The organism is Phormidesmis priestleyi BC1401 (assembly GCF_001650195.1).
Classification (GTDB): domain Bacteria; phylum Cyanobacteriota; class Cyanobacteriia; order Leptolyngbyales; family Leptolyngbyaceae; genus Phormidesmis_A; species Phormidesmis_A priestleyi_B.
The window spans coordinates 228,024-246,884 of sequence record NZ_LXYR01000001.1; the positions used below are offsets into that span (position 1 = coordinate 228,024).

The following is an 18,861-nucleotide window of genomic DNA, read 5'->3' on the forward strand; positions in this document are numbered from 1 at the left end:
GATGAGCTTTCTAGAACTCAAACCCAAACCGGACTAGCCACTCCCAAATCGTCGGACTTGCGCGATTGTTAGGGTTAGAAACAATTAGAAATCCGGGGCTAATGTTGAGGTGATCGCTCAACGCTAAACCGAAATAGCCTTCTAGATTTGTTTGGGTGGCGTTGCCGATTTTATGCTCGATAAACGGCTGACCCAGGGCAATTCCTGCTCTAGATCCTGGGATCAGAAAACTTCGCACAGCAAACCCCAGCGCCCAACTTTTGGGACTGAGGTCTAAATCTCGCCCTAGAGCTGTGTTGAAGCCGTTATAAGAGCCAAATCCTAATCGTCCAAATACGCCAAACGGACGATCGAGCGCCCATTCTGCATTAATGCCCGCCGCGTTGATGGTGCTGCCATTAATTTCTGCGTGAGTATATTGCAGCCGCACGGTAATCGGCTGTTTAGGAAGCGTATATTCAACTTCTAGAGTGCCCTGATAGCGATCGCCAAACAAGCCCCCGCCGTTGTTCGTCTTAGCAGGATTTGCGGCATCGGTGGCGGCATAGAGTCCGCGCAAAATCAGGTTGTCGCGAACAGTCCAGGAGACAGCAGCCCCCGCACCGCCCGGACGATCGATTTCGTTTTGCACAATTAAAGGATTATTCGCAAAAAAGCTAGAGTTGAAGTTATCGCCTGACTGATTCGCGAAATTGTTGCGATCGACAAAATCACTGGGCGGAAGCTTAGACCCGATCGCGACTTCAAGATTTGAGGACGGCTGAAACACGTAATAGAGCTTTCTCAAGCGCACTTGGGGATCGACTTCCACATAGTCTAAACCGCCGCCATCTGCCAAAACTCCTGTGGTTCCCAGCAGGTTTTGTCCGCGATTTTGAGCCGTCGAAACCGCATCTCTGCCGTTGTTACCTGCTTCTAACTGACTGACCAGACGATCGCGACCGTTAAAGCTGGTGATTAGATTCAATCGAGTTCGAGATGCCAGACTCAGCGAATCTTGAGAGCCATTGGTGACGGCAAAAATGGTTTGTCCGTTGAGTTTGGTGGTGGTTGAAAATTGGCGATCGGTCAACTGAATATTGCGGCCTGTGATGGTGTCGAGTCGGGTTCGTAAATCCTTCAGTGCATTCCCATTCGCAACGTTGAGTCGTCGAATGGTCAAGATGTCTTGTCGAGCGGTGCCGCCAACATCTCCCGCGAGAAGCTGTTCTTCAACTTTACCGAGCACTGCACTTAAAGCCGCACTAAACTCAAACCGAGTCAAAGGACGGTTGCCGCGAAACGTGCCGTCTGGATAGCCAACAATTACGCCATAGCGCTCGACGAGCGCTTGCAGCGCTTGAAATGCCCAGTCACTCGGCTTAATATCGGATAGCTGCGAGACTGACGTGACTTGCGCCATCGGATCATCGTCAGGACGGTCGGGTGTGGCGATGATGTCGGGGGTCGCGATCGCAGAAGGTTCGGCAACCATCTCAAGGCTTTGTGAGGCATCCCCAACAGAAATCTGCGAAATTTCCTGTTTGACGCTTGCTTCATTTGCCCACACTGCTAGAGGCTGGGCGAAAACGCCGAGGCTGCCCAAACCGATCGCCAACCATTCAATCTGCTTCACTGTCTCACTCCTCACCGAGATGTTGTCTGCCTGACTAGACATCACAACAAGCCCACAATCACTCCATCAGGAGTATAAGCGCTCGGTGAGGTTAGGAGCGAGAAGTTCTTTAAGTCCCCTAAATTCCTCCCTTTTGGAAGATTTAGGAGACTTTTCTTACGCAGCAGACTCTAGCGGTTTTTGCTGAATCAACTCGACTTTATAGCCATCGGGATCTTCGACAAATGCAATCACCGTCGAGCCGTGCTTCATCGGTCCAGGTTGGCGCGTGACTTTGCCGCCCCGATCGCTAATCTCTTGGCACGTCGCGTAAATATCATCGACTCCGATCGCGATATGCCCATAAGCGTCACCCAAACTGTAGTGATCTTTGCCCCAGTTATACGTCAGTTCAATTACAGTATTGTCTGATTCGTCGCCATAGCCGATGAATGCCAGTGTAAACTCACCGCCCGGATAATCTTTTTTCCGCAGCAGCTTCATGCCCAAAAACTCACAGTAAAACTTCAGCGATTCGTCTAAATTACCGACTCGCAGCATGGTGTGTAGTAGTCGCATGATCCGTTCTCCCGTTTTTTAAGACTCTTGCTCATTCTGACAAAACTCACAGGATCTCAATAATCTTGAGACACCGTGAATATCATCGCGGAGTGCCCGCTAAGGGCTTATTCTAAGCGATGGGCAACTGCTGCCATTCATCCTTCCTCCCTTCTATTTGAGGCTTATAGAGCAATGATTGACACTTCGGACACCGCCATTGAGTTTATAAATGCTCGCGAAATTCTAGATTCACGAGGTCGCCCAACGATCGAGGCAGAAGTCTATCTTGCCAACGGTGCGATGGGAATTGCTCAAGTGCCAAGCGGAGCATCTACTGGAAGCTTTGAGGCGCATGAATTGCGCGATGACGATCAAAGTCGCTACGGGGGCAAGGGCGTTTTGACGGCGGTTAAAAACGTCAAAGAGATCCTGGCACCCAAACTAATTGGTCTACACGCGGTCAATCAAGAAGAAGTCGATTGCATGATGATCGAGATCGATGGCTCTCCCAACAAGTCCAATTTAGGCGCAAACGCAATCCTTGCCGTGTCGCTAGCCACCGCAAAAGCAGGTGCCGAATCGGTCGGATTGCCGCTCTATCGCTATCTCGGCGGACCGTTGGCAAATCTCCTCCCCGTGCCGTTGATGAACGTAATCAACGGAGGTGCACACGCCGATAACAACGTCGATTTTCAAGAATTTATGATTGTCCCAGTAGGGGCGACGAGCTTTAAGGAGGCGCTGCGCTGGGGGGCAGAAGTGTTTGCTTCGTTAAGCAAAGTGCTGCACGACAAAGGCTTGCTGACTGGCGTGGGTGACGAAGGCGGCTTTGCACCCAATCTCGAATCCAATCAAGCGGCACTGGATTTGTTGATGATGGCGATCGAGAAAGCAGGCTATAAACCTGGCACTGAGGTTGCCCTCGCGCTCGACATTGCCGCCAGCGAATTCTACAAAGACGGGCAATATACCTACGATGGGTCGGCTCACGCTCCGAGTGAGTTTATCGACTATATGGCAAGTCTGGTGAGTCAATATCCGATCGTGTCGATCGAAGACGGCTTGCACGAAGATGACTGGCAAAGCTGGCAGGCGTTGACGCAAAAAATCGGCGATCGCTGCCAGCTAGTTGGCGATGATTTATTTGTGACGAATATCACCCGTTTGCAAAAAGGAATTGACCAAAAAGCCGCCAACGCGATTCTGATCAAACTCAACCAGATTGGATCGTTGACCGAAACTCTGCAAGCGATCGATTTAGCGACGCGCAATAGTTTCCGATCGATCATCAGTCACCGATCGGGTGAGACCGAAGACACCACGATCGCAGATTTAGCCGTCGCGACTCGTGCGGGGCAGATCAAAACGGGTTCTCTCTGCCGCAGTGAGCGGGTTGCTAAATATAACCAACTGCTGCGAATCGAGGATGAGTTGGGCAATCAAGCCATTTATGCAGGTAAGGCTGGCTTGGGTCTGAAATAGTAGATTCACGAAAAAAGTGGGGACAGCGTTTGCCATCCCCACTCAGCCTATAAGATTTGAATCCTGAATCTATAGTTGAGGAACGTAGCGTTCTTTCTCAGGAACTACGGTGTATTCAGCCATAATCTGACGGAACTCATCACCGTCGATCGTTTCTTTCTCAATCAACAGATCGACTAAGCGATCGATGACTTCACGATTCTCGCGCATGATGCGACAGGCTTCTTGATAGCAGTGGGCGACAATCTCACGCACTTGACCATCAATTCGAGCCGCAATCACCTCAGAATATTCCGATCGGTTTGTCCAGCCGCCGCCTAAAAAGACTTCGCCCTGCTGACTTTCGAGCGACAGTGGACCCAAATCAGACATCCCATAGCGAGTCACCATCTGACGTGCCATGCCCGTCACTTGCTGCAAGTCGTTTCCGGCTCCCGTCGTGATTTCTGCATCGCCAAAGATCACTTGTTCAGCCGCCCGTCCACCCAAAGCACCTTGAATTCGCGCCATGATTTGAGAGCGAGAAATCAGCCCTTGATCTTCTGAAGGAGTAAACCAGGTCAACCCTTGAGCCTGTCCACGAGGAACCAGCGTCACTTTTTGCACAGGGTCGTGATCTTTGACCAACGTACCAATCACCGCGTGTCCAATCTCGTGATAAGCAATTAAGCGCTTGCTCTTGCTGTCTACAAGCGGAGTGCCTTCCATGCCTGCAACCACTCGATCGATCGCTGCATCAATCTCTAGCATGGTCATCGCTTCTTTACGACGACGAGCGGTGAGAATGGCGGCTTCGTTCAACAGGTTGGCGAGGTCAGCCCCAGAGAATCCAGGGGTGCGACGAGCAATCACTTCAAGAGAAACATCGTCAGAGATTTTCTTGTCGCGAGCGTGGACATTCAAGATTTCCAGACGACCCTTGATATCAGGGACATCGACCTGGACTTGGCGATCGAAGCGACCCGGACGCAGCAGCGCAGAGTCAAGCACATCAGCTCGGTTAGTTGCCGCGATGATGATAATGCCCGTGTTACCTTCAAAGCCGTCCATCTCGGTCAGCAGTTGGTTGAGGGTTTGCTCTCGCTCGTCGTTACCGCCGCCGATGCCTGCGCCCCGTTGACGACCCACTGCGTCAATTTCATCGATAAAGATGATGCAAGGGGCGTTCTCTTTAGCTTTTTTGAACAGGTCACGAACGCGAGATGCACCCACGCCAACGAACATTTCAACAAACTCAGATCCAGAGATGCTGAAAAAGGGAACTCCGGCTTCACCTGCGATCGCTTTTGCCAGCAGAGTCTTACCTGTTCCAGGAGGTCCGACGAGCAAAACGCCCTTCGGAATCCGGGCACCGACTGCCGTGAATCGCTCAGGCTTTTTGAGGAAGGTAACGACTTCTTGCAGTTCTTCTTTGGCTTCTTCGATGCCTGCTACGTCATCAAACATCACGCCTGTCTTGGCTTCCATCTGGAACCGAGCGCGAGACTTACCAAAGCTCATCGCCTGTCCAGGACCGCCAGGGACATTGTTTGAGCGACGAAACAGGAAGAACAATCCGCCTAAAAGCAGAACGGGGAAGACTAGATTTCCGAGTAGACCCCAGACTGCGCCATCATTGCGGGCAGGGTGAGAGTCTAAGCTAATGCCAGAGCTTCTCAGGCGGGTGACGAGTTCGGGAGCGTTACCCGGCAGGTCAACGCGCAAACGCTGTAGACGATTGTCCAGTTCAGGATCGACCGCTTCGACAATGGCAGTGCGCCCACCATCATAGAGATCAACGCTCTTGACCCGATCGGCATCTAAATATTCTAAGAAGCGCCCGTAGGTCATGCGGGTACTGGCGGTGTTTTTGCCCACGGTGGCAGGAGTTGGGGCAAATGACCCTTGCCATAGGAAAAACCCAATCACTAAGGCGGGCAGTGCCCACAGCAGTATGGTTCTCCAGGAAGCTTTCATAAACTGGCAACCTCTAAGTACGTCAACAATGATTAAATCTGAAGTTAAATCTCAATTGTAAATAAAAGTGGAATTTCTTCAGCAGCAATCACTTTCCCCATGCTAAAGGAATCAGGTTACCTTTGCATAAGAGTGATTTCTCATTTAGACCGTCGATCGACAGGCTTCCAAACTTTTAATGAGAAGTATCTTAATCAAATTTAACCTAATTGTGAGCGTTCAGACAATCAACCTGAGATGCGGGGCGATAGTGATTTCCCCACTTTCTTTAGGATGCCGTCTCTGCAAGGGCGATCGCTTGCTGCAATCGCTGCCGATCCATGCCGCGCTGATTTAAAATCAGCCAAGACTGCACTAAATCAGGTCCTTTGAGGGCACCCGTCAGAGCCGCCCGGAGCGATTTCATCAAAAAGCCTTTCTTGATATTTTTGTCTTTGACGACTTGCTTAACGATTTCCTGAATCGTTCCATCGGTCAACGGTTCGGCAGGAATTGCGTCTAACACGGCGGTTAATGCCGCTGCCAAGCCATCTTGATGAAGCTGTGTGGTGGCTTCTTCGTCAAACCCGACATCTGCAATGAATAAGTAGCGGGTCATCTCGATCGCTTCGTCAAGGCGAGCCAGACTTGCCCCAATTACGGCTGAAATTTGGTCTAGCCAAGGGCGATCGCCCACCGGATCAAATTTATAACTTGCTTCTTGCCAGTAAGGAATCAGCAGATTTGTGAGGTGATCAACGGGCATCGCGTGTAAATATTGCCCATTAATCCAGTTGAGTTTGTCCCAATCGAACTTAGCTCCGGCTTTGTTGACCCGATCGAAGCTAAAGTTTTCTGCCGCTTGAGACAAACTAAAAATCTCTTGGGTTGAGTCTGGAGGCGACCAGCCCAGCAGCGTCATATAGTTAACTAGCGCTTCGGGCGTGTAGCCCATTTTTTTGAAGTCTGCGATCGAGGTGACTCCATCTCGTTTTGAGAGTTTTGCCCCCGCCGAGTTGAGAATCAGCGGTGTATGTCCAAATTCTGGAACGGTGGCTTCAAGCGCTTCGTAAAGCAGAATTTGCTTGGGCGTATTGCCGATATGATCTTCTCCGCGAATCACCTGAGTAATGCCCATGTCAATGTCGTCCACGACGACGACAAAGTTATAGAGCGGCTGACCGATATCATCGCCTTCAGACGCACGGGCAATCACCATATCGCCGCCCAAGTCGCGACCTTTCCAGGAAACCGTTCCGCGCACCAAATCATTCCAGGAGATTTCTCGATCGTTCTCAATTTTGAATCGGACTACAGGCTTGCGTCCCTCAGCCGCAAACGCAGCTTGCTGATCGGGGGTCAGATTGCGGTGGTGATTGTCATAGCGAGGAGCCTCATTTTTAGCTTTCTGTGCGTCTCGCATCGCGTCAAGTTCTTCGGGGGTTTCATAGCTGCGATATGCCAACCCCTGATCGAGCAACGTTTGGATTGACTGGCGATACAGATCCATCCGCTTTGACTGAAAAAATGGACCTTCATCCCACGTCAGCCCCAGCCACGTCATCCCTTCTAGAATGTTGTCTGTAAACTCAGGGCGCGATCGCTCCACGTCAGTATCTTCAACCCGCAAGATAAATTGCCCTTGTTTGTGACGAGCAAACAGCCAATTGAATACAGCAGTTCTTGCTGTACCAATGTGTAGATTTCCGGTTGGGCTAGGAGCAATGCGAACGCGAACTGTCATAAGGGTGAGGGATGAAGGGCGAAAAAGAAAAAGGATGAAGCCCAAACGATGTCGAATGAATTTTAGTTCATCCTTCATCCCTCATTCTTCATCCTTTCTCTTAACGGGACTGACGGGGTTCGAACCCGCAACTTCCGCCGTGACAGGGCGGTGCTCTAACCAATTGAACTACAGTCCCTCATTTCTAAGGGCACTTTTTTATTAGCGCAGTCTCTATTGTGCCGATCGGGCGGCTTTTTGTCAAACAAATCGTTCTAAACATTCTTTGGATTGTGGATTGAGTAACTTCCGGGAATTGCATATTCTCGGATAACCCTCATCCCCAACCCTTCTCCCTAGGGAGAAGGGAGCTAAGATCTCGATCCCTCTCCTTGGGAAGAGGGTAAGGGTGAGGGCAAATTCGGGTCTTACTTTAATCTTCAACCCTCTGAGCCGTCACGATCGATCCAATTCAACCGACTCTAATGAATGCTGTGATAGTCGGCATCCATCCAGCAGCGAGGCAGCGTTTCGCCAGAGGGAAACAGCAAGGTGTCTTTGCTAATCGGTTCGGGGTCTTGTTCTTCTTGCCCAGACTGAATGCGACCGTGAATCTCGTTTTGCACCGGGTTAAAGAGTTCTTCTAAATCTAAAATTTCAACTAAGTTTCCAGTTTGTTTTTCTTGTAAAAGCATTCCGGCTCTCCCATAACAAATTATTTGATGACGTTTTCAAGATGCGATGTTTAGCTGCCTATTCTCATCTATCGTAGGGACGGTTAAGGCAGAAGAGATGGGGGGATAATGGCGGTGAGCCTCCAGGAATAGACGATATGAGAACGATCGCTGAAATTAACGACAAAATCACGCGGCGACAAGCGATCGTGCAAACCGTAGAAGAATTGAAAGCACGAGTCGTAGAGGTCGGAGTCACTCAGGCAGCCAAAGAAGTCGATGTGATCACGACTGGCACCTTTGAGCCAATGGAGTCATCGGGCGCAATTCTCAACTTGGGACAGACCGATCCGCCGATCAAAATTCGGCAATGCTGGATCGATGGAGTCTCTGCTTATGCCGGGTTTGGAGCCGTCGATCTCTACATTGGAGCCTCACAGATGGTTGAGTATTCCAGCATGGGTGAGGCAGCAGACGGTGACGAATCGCGAAGTACTATTCGCGGCGGTGGGCACGTAATCGAAGATTTGATTGCGGGTAAATCGGTGCATCTGAGAGCGATCGGACAGGTGACAGACTGCTATCCTCGCGCTTCATTTGAGACAACGATTTCTCGCGATCGCATCAATCAATTTTATCTGTTCAATCCGCGCAATCTCTATCAAAACTTTATCGTTGGCGTGAATGGCGGCGATCGTCCTCTGTTTACTTATTTAGGTCCGCTTCAGCCCCAGTTAGGCAATGCGGTTTACTCCAATCCTGGCGCGATTTCGCCTTTGTTAAACGATCCCGACTTACAGCTAATCGGCATCGGGACGCGGGTTTTTTTGGGAGGCGCGATCGGATACGTCACTTGGGAAGGGACGCAGCACTTTCCATTACAAAAACGACTGCCCAACCGGACTCCGATCGGACCTGCGGCAACGTTGGCGCTGATTGGCGACGCAAAACAAATGGATGCCCGATGGGTGAGAGGCTGCTATTTCAAAGGTTATGGTGCGTCTCTAATGCTGGGAGTTGGCATTCCGCTCCCGGTGCTGACTGAGGAAGTCGTCGCTCACTGTGCCGTGCAGGACAAGGATTTAGTCGCGCCAGTCGTCGATTTTTCGATTCCTCGTCGCGTTCGTCCGACGTTTGGGCTGGTGAGCTATGCCCAACTCAAGTCAGGCAGGTTGGCGATCGATGGCAAATCGGTTCGGGTTGCGCCGCTTGCGAGTCTTTATCTATCCCGCCAAGTCGCCCTAGAGCTAAAGCAATGGATCGAAGCCGGGACGTTTATGCTAAGTGAAGCTGTCGCACCGATCCCCAACGATCGGGTGTTCATTCCGCAAGATTTGCGAGGTAGTTGATGTTTGCCAACGTTCGCGAGACCACTCTTTATTTCGATGTGGAAGGATCGGGACTCGTGCCCGATCGTGCTCAGATGCGGGAGAAACCCGTCGCGTTTTTGGTTCATGGCGGTCCGGGAGCCGATCACAGCAGCTATAAGCCAACTTTCTCGTCGCTCAGTCGGAAGATGCAGCTCGTTTATTTTGACCATCGGGGGCAGGGACGATCGGCGCGAGGCGACAAATCGACCTACACGCTCGATAACAATGTCGAGGACATGGAAGCGCTGCGACAGCATTTAGGACTGGGCAAAATTATCGTAATTGGTGGCTCCTATGGCGGCATGGTGGCATTGACTTATGCGACTCGCTATCCGCAAAACGTGTCTCATTTAATTGCGATCGCCACCGTTCCCGATTCTCGCTTTTTGAGTCGCGCTCAAGAAATCTTAAAAGAACGAGGCACTGACGAACAGAACGCGATCGCGCAATATCTGTGGAATGGCAACTTTGAAACCGAAGACCAGTTGCGGGACTATTTTCGGCTGATGCGATCGATGTATTCCGTTACCTACGATCCCAATGCTAAACAAGAAAGCTGGGATCGCACCATTCTCTCAGTCGATGCAATTAACGTCGCGTTTGGTGGCTTTCTCCGCTCCTATGACATTCGTGCTGAGTTGCCCAAAATCACCGCTCCGACCCTCGTGATCGCCGGACGGCATGACTGGATCTGTCAGCCAGAATTTTCAGAAGAGATTGCCAACGCGATTCCCAACTCAGATCTGCGGATTTTTGAAAACAGCGGGCACTCAATTCGAGCCGACGAACCGCAGGCTTTGTTAGATGCGATCGCCGGGTTCATCGTCTACAAAAAATAAATCTTTCAATAAATAAGGGGCAGATAGCCATCTGCCCCCCATTCTCAGCCAATTGATTAAACGGTCTCTAACCTTCTGCTACCGGATTCTGCTTTTTGACAGGTTTGGGTAACGGGTCTTTTCGCACAGGTGCAGGGCTACTTGCCGCTGTGCTAGAAGTCGGTCGCGGACTCCGATTAAAGCTGCCGCCAGGACGAGGTGCAAAATCTCGTCTCGGACGATCGCCTTGATCGAACGAAGATTTAGATCGCTTTTTAGGCGGAATCATCCCGATCGGGCTGCTTTGATGAATGACTAGATTGTCGCCTTGCCGACGCACTTGCAGATCCCAAAAATAGCCGACGACTTTTCCAGTCAGGCTGCCTTCGAGCTTGAGCTTAAAAGACTTGATGCGATCGCCATCTTTTTTGCGAGGAGCCTGCTGAATCTTCACCACGATCGAGTTGTCTTCTGGCGATTGAAAAATTACTTCTCCTCGAATCGAGAAATAATCGTTATCGACTTCCGACGACGGCTGATAAGAGATGGTTGGCTGCTCTTCGCTCGTCTCTTCAGACTCTGACTTATTCAGCTTTTCTGGCTCCCACACCCCGACGATTTGGGCGTGCAGATCTTGCTCTTTTTCACGAGTGCGAGGATAAACCACCCACAGATGGTCTTGCTCTAAATCGAGATGATTTCTCACCAGACTCATGACCCGACCCAAAAGCACCGCCTGAATGTCAGTGCCGTCAGTTGTCGTTAGAGTTCCGCGAGTAAACTGCTCGTCTTCGGCTGTATAGCGACCCCGCAATAGCCCGATCGCTCGATATTGCATGGGTTCGCTCGGTGCCGGAATTGGCTGCTGACGCAAGCCGTCTAACTCAGATTGAGTCGGGGCTGCGTCTGCGGTCACAGCCGGAACCGTGGGTGCAGGGGCGGCAGCAACAGGCTCAGGCTTTTTAGGCTCACTGACTTCTGGAGGCGCAGCGGGTCGAGCGATCGGGCGCATCAACGGAGGTCGAGCCACGGGTTGTGCATCTGAACTGTTGGATGGTTCGGGCACGTGGCTGCTGTCGATCGCACCTGTTTGAACGTTGGTCGCCCACTCATCGGAAGATTGCTGGGATGAGGGAGGCTTAGGTGGCTGAAGAGGGCGGTTAGGCAAGGGACTCATAGGCTATCATCGTCACAGGCTGAGGGCAGAGAATGGCAGTCAGACTATTGTACTGAATGCATTCGGACGGGAGGCGAATCCGAAAGCTTTTACCCGTTTTACGGAAAAAACATTCGGGCGTTGTTTTCTGACTCGATCGATTTGAAGATCTTGCTGGGTTTTATCCTCAACAAGGGTCAACCTTTAAACTCATTCTTAGCATTTAGGGCATGAGTGCAGCAATAGCAGTATGCCCATAATACTGATTTCTCACGGGCTTCAAACCAATGCTCAAGTAACAATTTTAAGACTTCCCTAGTTTCTGTTAAATCGATATCTTCGTTAAGTTTCTAGGACACTATCAAGTAACGAAGTGTAAACTATAAGAAGTGATCATTGTTAACACTTTGGTCTGTAAAGATCTTTATGAATCAGTGTGAACCCTTCAGGTCGGGTCACCGTCAAGTTTTCTAAATAAATGAGACTCTACCAGTAGATCGGTTACAGAGACGCTTTATTTTTTAACTCCCCGTCCTATTTTCAGGACTCTACCGATGCAAATTCCTTTGTTTGGCAAAGTTGGTAAAAAGCCCGCCGCCTGGATAATTGGGCTGCTAGCAGCAGGAGTGATCACTGTGCCCATAGTCACCTATGGAGTTCTAAAACGAGGAACTCCAAAGCAAGACTTAGCCGAGCTAACGGTGCCTGTAAAGTCAGAGACCGTGACCGTGCGAATTACGGCAAGTGGCACGATCGCGCCCGTCCAAACCGTAAATCTGAGTCCTAAAACTTCTGGACGAATCGCTGAACTGTTTGTCGAACAGGGCGATCGCGTGCAGGCAGGACAAGCGATCGCGCGCATGGAAAGTTCTGAACTGCAAGCCCAACGCGCTCAAGCCGTTGCCAATGTGCAAGAAGCCCAGCAGCGACTCGCCCAACTGCAAGCCGGAACGCGAGTTGAAGAAGTCAGGCAAGCCGAATCTGAGGTGGCTCGTGCGAGAGGAGAAATCGATCGCGTGCGTGGACAGGTTGCCGATGCTCAATCTTTACTAGAGTTTTCCAGATCTCAAACTCGCCGCCAGCAAGAGCTTGCAGGTCAGGGAGCGATTTCGACCAACTCGCTAGAAGAATTTTTGCGCAAAGAGCAGAACGCCAAGCAAACCCTCAACCAGGCGCAGGCACAACTGAGCCAATCTCAAGCGCAATATAATCAGACCGTTCAGCAGCTAGAACAGCGTCGCAACGGCTCGACTCGTGAGGAAATCGGTCAAGCAGAAGCACGAGTGGCATCGACAGTGGCTCAGGTGACGCAGGTTGACACCAACATCGCAGACACGATAATTCGCGCCCCCTTTGCTGGACTGATCACGCAGCGCTATGCCAGCGTTGGGGCATTTGTGACTCCGACGACTTCTGCCTCATCCACGACTTCGGCGACCTCGACCTCGATCGTGGCGCTTGCCAGTGATCTCGAAGTTCTGGCAAAAGTCCCGGAGGTGGATATTGGACAAATTAAGCCAGGGCAGGAAGTCGAGGTGAAGGTCGATGCGTTTCCTGAAGAGACATTTAAGGGGCGAGTTCGTCTGATCTCACCTGAAGCGGTAGTTGAGCGAGATGTCACGGCATTTCAGGTACGAATCCAACTGCTGTCAGGTCGAGAAAAACTCAAGTCGGGCATGAATGCAGATCTGAGTTTCTTGGGCAATCAGCTTAAATCGGCGATGCTTGTGCCAACCGTGGCGATCGTCACCAAAAAAGGACAAACGGGTGTGTTGGTTCCTGACGCAAAAAACCAGCCTCAGTTTAGACCCGTGACGATCGGCACTAATCTCAACAATCAAACCCAAATCATGGACGGTGTGAAAACAGGGGATCAGGTATTTGTGCAGCTTCCAGATGGCAAAAAGCTGGACGAAATCATCAAAGATAAACCGGGAGCCACTAAAAATAATTAAAGGTGCATCGCAATGGACTGGCTAGAAAGCGGAAAAATGGCAGTCAAAACGCTAACGGCGAATAAACTGCGAACAAGTTTAACCATGCTAGGAATGGTGATTGGCAACGCGTCAGTGATTGCCATGATTGGCATTGGACAAGGAGCACAGAGATTAGCATCAGAGCAGTTTGAGTCGTTAGGTCCAAACGTTTTGTTTGTGTCTCCTGGCTCTAGCCAAGCGAGACAGCGAACGACAAACTTGCCGAGAACGCTGGTCTGGGACGACGCGAAAGCGATCGCGTCTCAAGTGCCCTCAGTCAAAGGAGTCGCGGCTCAACGTCAGGCACAACTGCCCCTCATCTATGGCGGACGCAATCGCAGTTCTTTAATCACTGGAACTACGCCAGAGTTTCTCTCAGTGCGTGACTTTAATGTCGCAAAAGGTCGCTTTCTCACCAATTTGGATCTAGAGCGAAACAAGCGAGTTGCGGTGCTAGGTTCTCAGATTGCCACTGACTTTTTTGCTGGAAAAGACCCGATCGGACAGCAAATTCGCATTCGCAATGTCAGCTTTGAAGTGATCGGCATTATGCAGTCGAAAGGCTCGTTTTTGGGCAGCAATCAAGATGATGCAGTCTATGTTCCGTTGACGACGACTGCCAGCGTTTTAACTGGGCGGACTTCTCCCTATGGCTTAGATGTCTCAATTATCTCAATTTCTGCCAAAAATGAAGCGAGTGTCCCCGCTGCCGAGTTTCAGATCACAAATCTGCTGAGGCTGCGTCACAAAATCATCAATGAAGATGATTTCACCGTCCAAACTCAAAAAGATATTCTGCGAATCGTCGGCACGATCACAGGTGGATTGACGGCAATGCTGGCAGCGATCGCCGCAGTCTCTCTGTTGGTCGGCGGCATCGGCATCATGAATATCATGCTGGTCTCGGTGAGCGAACGCACTCAAGAAATCGGACTGCGGAAAGCGATCGGGGCCGCCGAAAACGACATTCTGATCCAGTTTATGATTGAGGCGGTGTTGCTTTCAGCCGCAGGTGGCGTGATCGGCACGGCGGTTGGAGTCGGTGGGATCTTGTTAGTCGGAGCTTTTTCGCCCTTAAGTGCCAGCGTTTCACCAGTTGCGATCGCTCTTGCTGTGAGCGTGTCTGGCTCGATCGGGCTGATCTTTGGCGTGATTCCGGCGCGACAAGCGGCAAAACTCGATCCGATCGTGGCACTCAGAAGCGCCTAACCCTACTACGATTCATTCTTTGCTATGCCAAATCCCCTTATTGTTCGTCTCGAAGAAGTCACCAAAGTTTACGGCTTTGGTGAAACCGAAGTTCATGCATTGGCGGGTGTCGATTTGCTGATCGAACAGGGCGAATATTGCGCCATCATGGGTGCGTCTGGGTCAGGCAAATCCACCATGATGAATATTATTGGATGTCTCGATCGTCCCACTGCTGGACGCTACTATCTAGACGGCGCAGATGTTTCTCAAATTGCCGACAAACAGTTGGCACACACCCGCAATTTAAAGCTGGGGTTTGTGTTTCAACAGTTTCACTTGTTACCGCAGCTATCTGCTCTAGAGAACGTCATGCTGCCGATGATCTACGCTAACGTTCCAACAGAGGAACGCCGCAAACGAGCAACCGAGGCATTGATTCGCGTCGGGTTAGAAAACCGACTCAACAATCGACCAAATCAACTATCGGGGGGACAACAGCAGAGAGTCGCGATCGCCCGCGCGATCGTCAACAATCCCGTTCTTTTGCTAGCAGACGAGCCGACCGGGGCGCTAGACTCTCAAACCACCAAAGAAATTCTGACAATTTTTACCGAACTCAACGCGTTCGGCATGACGGTTGTGATGGTGACTCACGAACCCGATGTAGCACGATGCACCGATCGAGTTATCTGGTTTAAAGATGGTCAGGTGATGCAACCCTATCTCTCTCCAGCCGATTTAGGAACCGTAACGGCGGCTTGATTCTTTAAGCTTTACCAACACCCTGAACTAGAGTGAATTGACACTGATCGACCGCTTGCCAGCCCCAACGTCAACTGATTGCACGATCGAGATGGATGAAAAGGCACATTCGGAATCAGCAGACCTCGAATGGTGGTGGTCTGACGGTTAGGAGTCACGATCACCGTTTGAGGATAGCTGACTGAAGAGGTAGAGCTAAACCCAAAACTGTCGTAGGTATAGGTCGGCGCAACGATAATGATCGATTGAGGAACACCAAACTGATCGATATAGTTGGTCTGAGAGTAAATCGGCGTGTAAGTGGTTGGAGTCGGAACCGCTTTGACCGGGGAACCTCCAATATCACCCGGCGACGCGATCGCGCCTCCCCCATGAATCGGGATCGCGAAAACCGACAAGGCAACTATTAGAAACAGACGTTTTAACATAGCTCTTACTGAGGTTGGTGTTGAGCAACAGCACCCTGATCTGAATCTAGCGCGATTTGACGATCGTTGCCATCTTCCTAAGTCTGTAATGTGACCTGAATGTTTAGAATTCCTGAACTGCCATCTTTGCCGTTGCTATCTTCGAGCGGCTGCTGTTGACGATCGGATGTTGCCCGCGCCAATAAGGTGTAATTTCCAGGCTGCTGAGGTTTCCAGAGATAGCGCCATAGCGTCCACTCATGGGGTGAATTGGGGCGGTTTTGGTTGGCTCGACTCCAGGAAATGCCGTTGTCAGTGCTGACCTCGATCGTCTGAATTGAGCTAGAGCGATCGAGGGCGACTCCTGCTAATAAAATGCCTTTTTGCCAACCCGACTCTCCATCTCGACTGACGTTAACTTGATGTTGACGATTCCACACCCGTGTGTCTTGCACCTGCCGCATCAGCGCATGAGTCGGAATTTCTGCCGTGTTTGACCAGCCCTGGTTCTCCCAAAATCCCGTTTTTGGTTTTGTGATTGCCTCAATCTCAACAATCCATTTGGGCTGTTTTTGCCCATAATGTCCGGGCACAATCAGCCGCATCGGATAGCCATGAGCAGCCGTCAGAGGCTCTTTGTTCATCTGATGGACGAGTCGCACATCGGCGCGCATAATGTCAGCTACAGGCAAAGTGGTTTCATACCAATCAGCCCCCTTGAGGGCAAATTCCTGCACATCAGAGCGAACATTCGCCTGTCTCAGAAACGGCAGAAGCGGCGTTCCTGTCCACAGGGCATTGCCAATCAGATTGCCGCCTGCGGGGTTGCCGATGCACTCCATTGTCAGGTGAAAGTCTTCTTGCGGCGCTTGCAGAACATTCTCAAGTGTCAAAGTCAGAGGCTTTTCGACGGCTCCTTTGATCTTAAGTTGCCACTTATCTGCTTCGACTGTAGAAGGCAGCGCATAGGACTGGACATAAAATTCGTCTAGCGGCGTAATTAGATGATCCGGCAGCGGGGTTTCTGGATTTAGCAGACTCAAGAGAAAGAGCGGCTCGATCGTCCTGCTCTGACAGCCCCCAATCAAGCTAACCGCAACCAATCCGCCAGAGGTCTGGAGGAGGTGTTTAAGAAGTTTTCGACGATTCACAAGTTAGAAAGGCGACACAGTGCTTTATTGATTGTCCAACATCCTGAGCAGAACTGGGTCGATCGCTGAACTGCCTGCAATCTGCTTGCTTTTGGAGGGTGGAATGCTAAATTTGTAAGGCGCATTTCCGGTTGGTCGCTTAAAATCCTGCACTTACACGTTTGCCCCTACTGCTATGCACTCACCGCTTCCTGATGGCACCGTGATTCAAAACCGATATCGCATCGAGCGCGTGTTGGGGCACGGAGGGTTTGGCAGAACCTATCTGGCGATCGACACCAATCGCTTTAGTGAGCTGTGTGTGCTCAAAGAATTTGCGCCTCAGGATCAAAGCGCTGCCAATTTACGCAAGGCAGAAGACTTGTTTACACGCGAGGCAGGCGTACTCTATCAGCTTCGCCATCCTCAGATTCCTCGTTTTCGAGAAATGTTTCGGGTGCATTATCTCGATCGAGAACTCCTATTTCTCGCCCAAGACTATATTGAAGGCACCACCTACGAAGCCTTGATGGATGCGCGACAGGGGCAGGGCTTTAGCGAGGCAGAAATTTTGCAGCTTCTGCATCAGATTTTGCCTGTGTTGACCTACATTCACAGCGCCGGAATCGTGCATCGAGACATTGCGCCTGACAATATTATTTTACGATCGCCCGATCAAAAACCCGTCCTAATCGATTTTGGGGTGGTCAAAGCCCTCGCCAACAAACTCGCCCAACCCACCAATCACACGCTTGTCGGCAAACCAGGTTACGCTTCCCCTGAGCAACTTCAGGCAGGCACCGCAAATCCGAGTAGCGATTTGTATGCGCTGGCAGTCACTTGTGTCGTGCTGTTAACTGGACGAGACCCCAAATCGCTTTATGACCCAGTGGCACTGACGTGGATCTGGCAGCGCCATGTCACAGTGAACCCTGAGTTAGCGTTTGTTCTCAATCGACTGTTGAGTTATAAACCGAGCGATCGCTACCCTTCGGCAGACGATGTTTTAGCAGTTCTTTCGCCCATCCAGATCCAACCTGCCCCCGTTGCTCAACCTATGGCATCAGCGCCAACCTCGCTGACGCAGCAAAATACGCTGGCGTTGGTGGGGCGCAGACGGGCAACGACTGTGGTAAAGGCGAGGTCGTCAGGACAAGTTGCTTCTCGACAGGCTCAACGATCGCCGCTCAATGCCATTCTCTATTCCCCGGTCTGGATGGTCAAAGGAACGGCTTATTTGATCGGAGCTATCTTGAAAGGAGTCTTCGGAGTCGTCAAATTTACGGTGTTTGGAGTTTTTAAACTGGTCTATCGACTTGTGATTTTCGGGCTTGTGATTGGGCTAGTGACGTGGGCAGTGCCGCAAATTTTGGCGTTAGTTCCCAGCATTGCACCCGCTTTAAAACTCGCCCAAGGTTCAAAGCCTCAAAGTAATCAGTCTCAAAGCACGGATCTAGAAACTCGCTGTAAAGAATTGGGGCTTGACTACGCTGCTTTTGTACGATCGGTCAATGACCAGTTCTATATCAAATATCCCAATCAAAAGGGCAAGCTCTTGAGCAGTGACGACAAAGACCAAGCAATGCGAGATGAGTGGAATGCGATCGCTGACGAATTATTGAAGAAATCGGCAAAGGGAAGCGGTTCCGACGGACTCTCACCTCGCGATCTATGAAATGTCTTCAAAATCGTAAACTCGTCTAGTTAATCGTTCTGCTAATTCATATACCCAACAGACAAGTAATATTACCCTGCGTTAACTATTGAAAACGTACTGAGTGTAGCAACCTACAAACGATAACCCTAAAGGACGTTTTCTGAACAGTCTGTAACGTTTGATGTCTCGGTTCATTCAAAGCAAGAAACAGAGCCACTCGTAAGTTTTTCAATCTCTCGATTCGTTCCGCTGCTAGAGGGAGCAGAAGTCTATAGAATAGTACTCTTTTGCGCTATCGATCGAGCAAAGACATTGACTCCGCTAAAGTCAAGCTTTACAGAATCTTCAGCACGCAGTTCCGGTTAGATGAGATCGTGGAGAGCCTGCCCAGTTTCTGCATCGGTTGCAACTTCACCAGTTATTTG

16 protein-coding genes and 1 tRNA gene are annotated in these 18,861 nt (G+C 50.6%); 7 read left to right on the forward strand and 10 right to left on the reverse strand.

The window, feature by feature from the left end; all coding sequences use genetic code 11:
* Positions 1 to 10 precede the first annotated feature (10 nt).
* Both A8707_RS01180 and gloA read right to left on the reverse strand, forming a co-directional pair.
* Positions 11 to 1,657, reverse strand: a complete 1,647-nt coding sequence (locus A8707_RS01180; protein ID WP_068814430.1) for an iron uptake porin — start codon at positions 1,655 to 1,657, stop codon at positions 11 to 13.
* A 114-nt stretch (positions 1,658 to 1,771) separates the two neighbouring features.
* Positions 1,772 to 2,173 (reverse strand): lactoylglutathione lyase, encoded by a 402-nt coding sequence (gloA, locus tag A8707_RS01185; protein WP_074382445.1) that lies wholly within the window; start codon positions 2,171 to 2,173, stop codon positions 1,772 to 1,774.
* A gap of 174 nt (positions 2,174 to 2,347) precedes the next feature.
* Between gloA and eno the strand changes: the two genes are divergently transcribed.
* Positions 2,348 to 3,637 (forward strand): phosphopyruvate hydratase, encoded by a 1,290-nt coding sequence (eno, locus tag A8707_RS01190; RefSeq protein ID WP_068814432.1) that lies wholly within the window; start codon positions 2,348 to 2,350, stop codon positions 3,635 to 3,637.
* Between the two features lie 69 nt (positions 3,638 to 3,706).
* Here eno and ftsH2 read toward each other — a convergent pair whose 3' ends face one another.
* The 4 genes from ftsH2 to A8707_RS01210 form a co-directional block, all read right to left on the reverse strand.
* Positions 3,707 to 5,593 (reverse strand): ATP-dependent zinc metalloprotease FtsH2, encoded by a 1,887-nt coding sequence (ftsH2, locus tag A8707_RS01195; RefSeq protein ID WP_068814433.1) that lies wholly within the window; start codon positions 5,591 to 5,593, stop codon positions 3,707 to 3,709.
* A gap of 268 nt (positions 5,594 to 5,861) precedes the next feature.
* A complete protein-coding gene (gltX, locus tag A8707_RS01200) occupies positions 5,862 to 7,316 on the reverse strand; it encodes a glutamate--tRNA ligase (protein ID WP_068814495.1) in 1,455 nt (484 codons plus the stop codon).
* Between the two features lie 104 nt (positions 7,317 to 7,420).
* Positions 7,421 to 7,494 (reverse strand) — tRNA-Asp (locus A8707_RS01205).
* A gap of 283 nt (positions 7,495 to 7,777) precedes the next feature.
* Positions 7,778 to 7,990, reverse strand: coding sequence for an acetyltransferase (locus tag A8707_RS01210; protein WP_068814434.1), 213 nt, complete (start codon positions 7,988 to 7,990; stop codon positions 7,778 to 7,780).
* Between the two features lie 137 nt (positions 7,991 to 8,127).
* Between A8707_RS01210 and A8707_RS01215 the strand changes: the two genes are divergently transcribed.
* Together A8707_RS01215 and A8707_RS01220 are read left to right on the forward strand one after the other, a co-directional pair.
* A complete protein-coding gene (locus A8707_RS01215) occupies positions 8,128 to 9,318 on the forward strand; it encodes a homocysteine biosynthesis protein (protein WP_068814435.1) in 1,191 nt (396 codons plus the stop codon).
* Complete coding sequence (locus A8707_RS01220) at positions 9,318 to 10,178, forward strand: alpha/beta fold hydrolase (protein ID WP_068814436.1); 861 nt, start codon at positions 9,318 to 9,320, stop codon at positions 10,176 to 10,178. The genes A8707_RS01215 and A8707_RS01220 overlap by 1 nt, the downstream gene beginning before the upstream one ends.
* A gap of 67 nt (positions 10,179 to 10,245) precedes the next feature.
* On the opposite strand, the gene A8707_RS01225 is transcribed toward A8707_RS01220, so the two are convergent.
* Positions 10,246 to 11,334, reverse strand: a complete 1,089-nt coding sequence (locus tag A8707_RS01225; RefSeq protein WP_068814437.1) for a hypothetical protein — start codon at positions 11,332 to 11,334, stop codon at positions 10,246 to 10,248.
* A gap of 533 nt (positions 11,335 to 11,867) precedes the next feature.
* On the opposite strand from A8707_RS01225, the gene A8707_RS01230 reads away from it, so the two are divergent.
* The 3 genes from A8707_RS01230 to A8707_RS01240 are packed head-to-tail and all read left to right on the forward strand — an operon-like array spanning position 11,868 to position 15,242.
* The gene (locus A8707_RS01230) at positions 11,868 to 13,268 is read left to right on the forward strand and encodes an efflux RND transporter periplasmic adaptor subunit (RefSeq protein WP_068814438.1); all 1,401 of its coding nucleotides are present in this window, start codon (positions 11,868 to 11,870) and stop codon (positions 13,266 to 13,268) included.
* A 12-nt stretch (positions 13,269 to 13,280) separates the two neighbouring features.
* Positions 13,281 to 14,498, forward strand: coding sequence for an ABC transporter permease (locus tag A8707_RS01235; protein WP_068814439.1), 1,218 nt, complete (start codon positions 13,281 to 13,283; stop codon positions 14,496 to 14,498).
* Between the two features lie 24 nt (positions 14,499 to 14,522).
* Positions 14,523 to 15,242 (forward strand): ABC transporter ATP-binding protein, encoded by a 720-nt coding sequence (locus tag A8707_RS01240; protein WP_068814440.1) that lies wholly within the window; start codon positions 14,523 to 14,525, stop codon positions 15,240 to 15,242.
* 11 nt (positions 15,243 to 15,253) lie between these two features.
* Here A8707_RS01240 and A8707_RS01245 read toward each other — a convergent pair whose 3' ends face one another.
* From A8707_RS01245 to A8707_RS30110, 3 genes are all read right to left on the reverse strand, one after another.
* Complete coding sequence (locus A8707_RS01245) at positions 15,254 to 15,670, reverse strand: hypothetical protein (protein ID WP_068814441.1); 417 nt, start codon at positions 15,668 to 15,670, stop codon at positions 15,254 to 15,256.
* Positions 15,671 to 15,747: 77 nt separating this feature from the next.
* Positions 15,748 to 16,800 carry a molybdopterin-dependent oxidoreductase gene (locus A8707_RS01250; RefSeq protein ID WP_082906174.1) on the reverse strand — a complete coding sequence of 351 codons (1,053 nt, stop codon included), beginning with the start codon at positions 16,798 to 16,800 and terminating at the stop codon, positions 15,748 to 15,750.
* A gap of 24 nt (positions 16,801 to 16,824) precedes the next feature.
* On the reverse strand, positions 16,825 to 16,953 hold the full coding sequence (locus A8707_RS30110; protein ID WP_269452636.1) for a hypothetical protein: 129 nt from the start codon (positions 16,951 to 16,953) through the stop codon (positions 16,825 to 16,827).
* Between the two features lie 22 nt (positions 16,954 to 16,975).
* On the opposite strand from A8707_RS30110, the gene A8707_RS01255 reads away from it, so the two are divergent.
* Positions 16,976 to 18,454 (forward strand): serine/threonine-protein kinase, encoded by a 1,479-nt coding sequence (locus A8707_RS01255; RefSeq protein WP_068814442.1) that lies wholly within the window; start codon positions 16,976 to 16,978, stop codon positions 18,452 to 18,454.
* Positions 18,455 to 18,861: the final 407 nt, after the last annotated feature.